The following is a 5,120-nucleotide window of genomic DNA, read 5'->3' as shown; positions in this document are numbered from 1 at the left end:
TAACTTCCACGGCGAGGAAAGTCCGGGCTCCACGAAATGACGGTGCCGGCTAACGGCCGGCTGGAGTGATCCAAGGGACAGTGCAACAGAAAGCAGGTCGCCCAGCCTTTCGGGGTTAAGCCTTCGGGCAGGCGAAATTGAAAGGGTGCGGTAAGAGCGCACCGCGCCCCCGGCAACGGGCGGCGGCACGGTAAACCCCACCGGGAGCAAGACCGAATAGGGGCGGCGCGCAGGCGGTTCGCAAGAGCCGCGCTGCTAGGCCTGTTTCGGCCGAGACCGTCCGGGTTGGTTGCTTGAGGGACGGAGCGATCCGTCCCCTAGAGGAATGGTCGCCTATCCCCGCAAGGGGGGGACAGAACCCGGCTTACAGGCCCTCTGGCATATTTCCCCAAGGAACGGGGCGGCACGGGCTGGCCTTTTGCCGGGGCAATCCCTACTCTTGGCCGATGGCAAGACAGAGCCGATCCAACGACTGGGGCTTTCCCCGATGGCGCAGCTATGGCGCGACACGCGAAGCGCAGCAGGTGCGGCTGTGCGACCGGCACGGGTGCGACAAACCGGGCGACTGCCCCGCGCCCAAATCGCCCAACAGCCGCGAACGCTGGTATTTCTGTAGCGACCATGCCGCCGAATATAACCGGAACTGGGACTATTTTCAGGGACTGGACGCCGAGGAACGCGAGCAGCGCGCGCGGGACGAGCGGCGGGACGCGGGCGGATACCAGTCGAGCGCCTATCATAGCTGGGGCGGGCCGGGCGACGGCAGCCGCTCGCGCGACGAACTCAACGCGCTCAAGGCTCTGGACCTGGAGGACGACGCCGATTTCGAAGCGGTGAAGAAGAACTGGCGGCGGCTCGCCAAGGAAAATCACCCGGACGTAAAGCCCGGGGACGCTCAGGCGGCAGTGCGGTTCCAGACGATCCAGGCGGCCTATGAAGTGCTCCGCGCCGCCGAGGATCGGCGGACGTGGAAGCCGCGGGGAGAGGCGGATTGAAGGATCATGTGCGCGCCAACTGGCGCAACGTCGTCCTTGTCTGCCGGAAATGCGACAAGAAGGTCGGTGGCGGTTTCGGTCCGCAAGGGGACGAGCGGCTGGCCAAGGCGCTGCGTCGCCACCTTTCGCTCAAGAAGGGGCGCAAGGCGGCGGCGGGGATCGTCGAGGTGAGCTGCCTTGGCGTCTGCCCCAAGGGCGCTGTGACTGTGGTCGACGGGGCGGACAGCCGTGAATGGCTGCTGGTGCGACCGGGGGCGGATCTGGACGATCTTGCCGCCGCCCTGCACCTGGGAACGGGCTGATCCTTAATCTTATGCTTACGCTTCCCTCCTAACTGGAGGGATATGGTTTCCTCCGCCTCCACGCCCCGGCGCATTCCGCTGCTGGCGCATGTCGCGGTCGTCCTTGTCGGACTGCCGATCCTCTATGCCCTGCCGCCCGATCAGGGGCGCATCCTGCTGGTGCCGCTGACGGACGATGCGCGCCATGCCGTCGCGCGGCTGGCCATCGCCAACGGAGCACGGCTGATGGCGGCGGGACCGTGGCCCGGATCGCTGGTGGTCGATGGGCGCGGCGACAGGATGGCACCGGCGCTGCTGGAACGGGGGATCGTATCGCTGTCGGCAAGGATCGGCGGCTGCGGAGGGGAAGGTTCATGATCGCGATATCGAGTCTAGACCGGTTACGGTTGCAGGGATTGCAGATCCTGTTTTTTTCGAGCTGGGTGTGGACTGCCGCCATGGGGGTGATGGGCACGTTGCTGCATGTCCCTCATGTCGAGCGCGCACTGCTTCTGTCGGTGCTGGTCAATGCGCTGCCGACCGTGCAGGTGCTTTGCCACCGGCGCGACCTGGACGTGCGGCTTGCGGTAGGGACGCTGGCGGCGGCGCAACCCGCCATCGGCCTCTACCTGTTGTCGGGGCATCCCTGGCAGATGGACGGCCACATGTATTTCTTTGTGGCGCTGGCGGGGCTGACGCTGCTGTACGACTGGCGGCCCATCGTGCTGGCGGCTGGCCTGACCGCCGTGCATCACCTTCTGCTCAACGCGCTGACGCCCGCCTGGGTTTTTCCGCAGGAAAGCAACATCGTCCGGATCGCCGTGCATGCGGTCGCAGTAGTGGCGCAGGCTGCGGTGCTCAGCTACCTCACCATCCGGCTGCGCACCATGCTGGTGGCGCTGGACGGGCATGTCGAACGGTCTGCCCAGTTGGCGCAGGCGGTCGAGCAGGGGCGCATGGCGGCGGAGCAGGCGATGATCGCGAGCCAGGAGGCCGACGCCCGCGCCGCCCAGCTGCGGATGCAGCAGGAAGCGGACAAGGCGCGCATGGCGGCGGACCGGCAGGAAGCGACGCTGGCGCTGGCGCACGCCTTCCGCCAGTCGGTGGCCGAAGCGGTGAGCGCGGTCGGATCGGCAGCGCAAGAGCTGGACGATTCGGCGCGGCAGCTGAACGAACTCGCCCGGCGGGCGAGTGCCGGTACATATGAAACCGCTGCCATTGCCGAGCAATCGTCGGCCAACGCGGCGCTGCTGGCGCGGCGGATCGAGACGCTGTCCGATTCGATCGTCGCCATCGCGTCGGCGGCGAAACAGCAGGCGGTGCTGGGTAGTCAGGCGGAACGCGTGTCCGCCACCGGGCAGGACGCGGTGTGCGACCTGCACGGCCGCACCACATCCATCACCAGCTTTGCCGAATCGATCACGCAGATCGCGACGCGCACCAATCTTCTGGCGCTCAACGCCACGATCGAGGCCGCGCGCGCCGGCGAGGTCGGGCGCGGGTTCGCGGTGGTCGCGGGCGAGGTGAAGCAGCTTGCCGGGCAGGCAGCCAATGCGACGGGCGAAATCCATGCGCTGGCATGGTCCGCCTGCGAAGGGGCGGGGGTAGCGCAAAACGCCCTGTCCAATGTCGCGGACGCCGTGCAGCAACTGGCGAAGGCCGCCGCCGATATCCAGCGCGCCGTCGCCGATCAACGGGATGCGACCGCCGCGATCGGCCAGTCGGCGCGCGACACCGCGCAGGACGCCGCCATGATGACGCGGCAGCTGGAGGAAGTGGCCGACGTCGCGCGTGATAATGAGAGCCTGTCGAGCCGCGTGTCCGCAGCCGCGTCGGGCCTGTCCGTCACCGCGCAGCGGCTTCAGCGGGCGGCGGAGCGCTTCGTCGTGCAGCTCGAGGCGGCGTGACATAAAGGAAAGGCGGCGTGTCGCCACGCCGCCCCTTACCCCGTTCGATTTTTAAAGCGTTCAGCCCTGCTGGTCGGCGCGGCCGATGCCTTCGCCGTCGAGGTTCTGGGCCGCGAAGTCCCAGTTGATCGCTTCCTTCAGCACGCGCTCGGCATAGTTGGGGCGCGCATTGCGATAGTCGATATAATAGGCGTGTTCCCATACATCGAGGATCAGCAGCGGCGTGTGCCCTTCATGCGCGACGGGCGTGTCGGCGTCGTGATAGCTGGTTATTTCGAGCTTGCCGTCCTTGAGGATCAGCGCGGCCCAGCCGCTGGCGAAGTGGCCCACGGCCTCCGCCTTCAGCTTTTCGATCAGGGCGTCGACCGAGCCGAACGCTTCGTTGATCTTGTCGAGCAGCTCGCCGCTGGGTGCGGTCTTTTCAGGGCTCAGCGAATGCCAGTAGAAGGTGTGGTTCCAGATCTGGCCGACCTGGTTGAAAAGGCCGCCCTTCGAAGACTTGATGAGTTCGACGAGCGACTTGCCCTGAAGCGAGGCGTCGGCGGCGACCAGTTCGTTCGCCTTTACGACATAGGCATTGTGGTGTTTGCCATGGTGATAGTCGAAGGTTTCGGCGGACAAGATGTCGCCGAAGGCATCCTTGGCGTAGGGCAGATCGGGCAGAACAAAGGCCATGGCAGAACTCCTCGGGTTCGTTATGGGACGGTCGCTCAACGGATGGAGCGGCACAAAGGTTCATGGATCCCGGCAGGGCTGCAAGCCCGCCAGCGCCTCCCATATGCGCTCCCCTTCGCGGATTGGAAGGGCAATGTGCCTATTGCGAAACGATTGCAGGGACGGGCTTTGCGTCAGCCCTGCGGCGGGCTGGTTTCGCCGATCTCGTCCGCCTTGGGTTCCTCGCCCAGCGTCAGCCCGTGGCGCATCAGCATGGGGAGGTTGGCGGCGGCGAACAGCACCGACACGATGGTGACGCCCCACACCTTGACCGCGAGCCAGGCGTCGAAGGTCATCGAACGGCGCATGACTTCGTTGGCGACCGCCATCGCGACGAAGAACAGGGCCCAGTTGCGCGACAGCTTCATCCAGCCTTCGTGGCTCAGCCCGTCATAGGCGGCTTGCAACAAGACCCGCAGCAGGGGCTTGCCGCGCAGCAGCCCGGCGAACAGCATCAGCGCGAAAAAGCTGTAGATGATCGTGGGCTTTACCTGAATGAAGCTTTGATCGTGGAAGTAGATGGTGAGGCCGCCGAAAAACAGGATGAGCAGCGCCGAGAGCCAGAGCATCGGCGACACGCGACCGAGCTTCACCTTGGATATGACGACGGCGATGACGATCGCGGCCATGAAGGCGGCGGTGCCCACGCTCATCGCGGTGATCGGATTGGCCCCGCCCCACAGCCAGCCCGCGCCCTTGTACGTCAGGAAGAAAACGAGCAGCGGCCCGAAATCGAGCGCGAGGCTCAGCGTGCCGCCATGCGCAGGCTTCGCTGCCGCCGGAGTATCAGCGGGCATAGGCCGTGCCCGCGATGGCTTTGGCCATGTCGCCCGGATCGAAGGGGCGCAGATCCTCGATCTTTTCGCCGACGCCGATGGCGTGGATGGGCAGGCGATATTTCTCCGCCGCCGCGACCAGCACGCCGCCCCGCGCCGTACCGTCGAGCTTCGTCATGACGAGGCCGGTCACCTGCGCGGTCTCCTTGAAGACTTCGATCTGGTTCAACGCATTCTGTCCCGTCGTGGCATCGAGAACCAGCACAACGTCATGCGGGGCCGCCGGGTTCAATCGGCCCAGCACGCGGCGGATCTTGGCGAGTTCGTCCATCAGCTCGGTCTTGTTCTGAAGGCGCCCGGCGGTGTCGACGATGAGCACGTCGATGCCCGTCGCGGTCGCCTGGCGGACGGCGTCGAACACGATTCCCGCAGCGTCCCCGCCTTCCT

6 protein-coding genes, 1 other RNA gene and 1 pseudogene are annotated in these 5,120 nt (G+C 66.0%); 5 read left to right on the top strand and 3 right to left on the bottom strand.

The window, feature by feature from the left end:
- From rnpB to DI606_RS19400, 5 genes are all read left to right on the top strand, one after another.
- Positions 1-383: RNase P RNA component class A (rnpB, locus tag DI606_RS19420), an RNA gene on the top strand; the annotation flags it as partial.
- Positions 384-446: 63 nt separating this feature from the next.
- A complete protein-coding gene (locus tag DI606_RS19415; protein ID WP_293985588.1) occupies positions 447-995 on the top strand; it encodes a DnaJ domain-containing protein in 549 nt (182 codons plus the stop codon).
- Positions 968-1,297 carry a (2Fe-2S) ferredoxin domain-containing protein gene (locus DI606_RS19410; RefSeq protein WP_293985587.1) on the top strand — a complete coding sequence of 110 codons (330 nt, stop codon included), beginning with the start codon at positions 968-970 and terminating at the stop codon, positions 1,295-1,297. The genes DI606_RS19415 and DI606_RS19410 overlap by 28 nt, the downstream gene beginning before the upstream one ends.
- 42 nt (positions 1,298-1,339) lie before the next feature.
- On the top strand, positions 1,340-1,654 hold the full coding sequence (locus DI606_RS19405) for a hypothetical protein (protein ID WP_293985586.1): 315 nt from the start codon (positions 1,340-1,342) through the stop codon (positions 1,652-1,654).
- On the top strand, positions 1,651-3,183 hold the full coding sequence (locus tag DI606_RS19400; RefSeq protein WP_293985585.1) for a methyl-accepting chemotaxis protein: 1,533 nt from the start codon (positions 1,651-1,653) through the stop codon (positions 3,181-3,183). The genes DI606_RS19405 and DI606_RS19400 overlap by 4 nt, the downstream gene beginning before the upstream one ends.
- Before the next feature lie 60 nt (positions 3,184-3,243).
- On the opposite strand, the gene DI606_RS19395 is transcribed toward DI606_RS19400, so the two are convergent.
- The 3 genes and pseudogenes from DI606_RS19395 to DI606_RS19385 form a co-directional block, all read right to left on the bottom strand.
- The gene (locus DI606_RS19395) at positions 3,244-3,858 is read right to left on the bottom strand and encodes a superoxide dismutase (protein ID WP_293985584.1); all 615 of its coding nucleotides are present in this window, start codon (positions 3,856-3,858) and stop codon (positions 3,244-3,246) included.
- 173 nt (positions 3,859-4,031) lie between these two features.
- Positions 4,032-4,694 (bottom strand): septation protein IspZ, encoded by a 663-nt coding sequence (ispZ, locus tag DI606_RS19390; protein WP_293985583.1) that lies wholly within the window; start codon positions 4,692-4,694, stop codon positions 4,032-4,034.
- Positions 4,684-5,120 (bottom strand): annotated as a pseudogene (locus tag DI606_RS19385) (signal recognition particle-docking protein FtsY); the annotation flags it as partial. The pseudogene DI606_RS19385 and the gene ispZ, both read right to left, overlap by 11 nt.

Origin of the sequence: Sphingobium sp. (assembly GCF_003248505.1) — a bacterium.
GTDB lineage: Bacteria > Pseudomonadota > Alphaproteobacteria > Sphingomonadales > Sphingomonadaceae > Sphingobium.
The sequence above is the reverse complement of the archived record's forward strand: the minus strand, read 5'-3'. Positions and strand labels throughout refer to the sequence as shown.